Raw genomic sequence first — 1,511 nt, forward strand, 5'->3', positions numbered from 1 at the left:
TGTCTGACGTCAGCACCAATGGGACAGTTTAGGTCGATTTGATAAGAGAGGGTTTCTGGCTCATCGTAACCGCCAAGGAGTGGAGATGAGAAAGAAACCCGGAACCAAGCAGAGCCACGGCGAGAAAGTTGTCAAAGACATCCGCCGCGCGACGCGCAAGCAATATACAGCTGAAGAGAAGATCAGGATCGTGCTGGACGGTCTGAAGGGCGAGGACAGCATTGCGGAGCTGTGCCGTCGAGAGGGCATCGCCCAGAGTCTGTACTACAGCTGGTCCAAGGATTTTCTGGAAGCCGGCAAGAAACGTCTGGCAGGCGACACGGCACGTGCTGCGACATCGACCGAGGTCAAAGGCCTGCGCCGTGAGGCCCGCGATCTGAAAGAAGTTGTGGCAGAACAGGCCCTGGAACTGCGCCTGCTCAAAAAAAGCATGATCGCGGATGGGGGCGACGACGAATGAGGTATCCCGCATCCGAAAAACTGGAGATCATCCGCCTCGTCGAAGGTTCGCATCTCCCGACCAAGCGCACTTTGGAAAAGCTGAGCATCCCGAAGACCACCTTCTATCGCTGGTATGACCGGTATCTGTCGGGTGGTCCTGAGGCGCTTGAGGATCGTAGTCCCAAGCCATCACGGGTCTGGAACCGCATTCCCACGCCAGTGCGCGAGAAGATCAAGGACCTGGCTCTGAAGGAAAGTGAGCTTTCCCCGCGTGAGTTGGCTGTTCGCTTCTCCGACACAGAAAAGTACTTTGTGTCAGAGGCTTCGGTCTATCGCATCCTCAAGTCTTACGACCTGATCACCAGCCCGGCCTATGTGGTTCTATCGGCGGCCGACGAGTTCCGGGATAAAACCACTCGGCCGAACCAACTCTGGCAGACCGACTTCACTTACCTGAAGGTCATCGGCTGGGGCTGGTTCTATCTGTCGACCATCCTCGATGATTACAGCCGCTACATCATCGCCTGGAAGCTCTGCACAACGATGAAGGCTAGTGATGTCACCGATACGCTGGACCTGGCTTTGCAGGCTTCGGGCTGTGCCCAGGTGACCGTCTTCCACAAGCCACGGCTGCTCAGCGACAACGGGTCCAGCTACATCTCTAGTGAACTTGCTGAATGGCTGGAAGATCAGAAAATGGATCATGTCCGAGGCGCGCCGTATCACCCACAGACCCAAGGCAAGATCGAGCGCTGGCACCAGACCCTGAAAAACCGCATCCTGCTGGAGAACTACTTCCTACCCGGCGATCTCAGCCAGAAGATCGATGCCTTTGTCGATCACTACAATCACCGGCGCTATCACGAGAGCCTGCAAAACCTCACACCGGCCGATGTCTACTTCGGGCGCGGCCACACCATTCTGAAACAACGAGAAAGGATCAAACGGAAGACACTCGAAACCCGGCGCTTGCTTCACCGAAAATCCGCCGCATAATCAAACCAAACAGATGCGCCAGATCCTCTCTTAGCTCAGGCAGCCATCTGTCCCAAAATCCCCGACGACGGACA

1 protein-coding gene is annotated in these 1,511 nt (G+C 56.1%); it reads left to right on the forward strand.

Features of this window, described 5'->3' with window-relative positions; all coding sequences use genetic code 11:
- Window positions 1-85 precede the first annotated feature (85 nt).
- Window positions 86-1,437 (forward strand): IS3 family transposase gene (locus tag DS906_RS18240; protein ID WP_113791511.1). Its coding sequence is split into 2 segments (ribosomal slippage): window positions 86-422 and window positions 422-1,437, totalling 1,353 coding nucleotides; the frame shifts between segments, so codons are not numbered across the junction.
- Window positions 1,438-1,511: the final 74 nt, after the last annotated feature.

Origin of the sequence: Ruegeria sp. A3M17 (assembly GCF_003318255.1) — a bacterium.
Classification (GTDB): domain Bacteria; phylum Pseudomonadota; class Alphaproteobacteria; order Rhodobacterales; family Rhodobacteraceae; genus Ruegeria.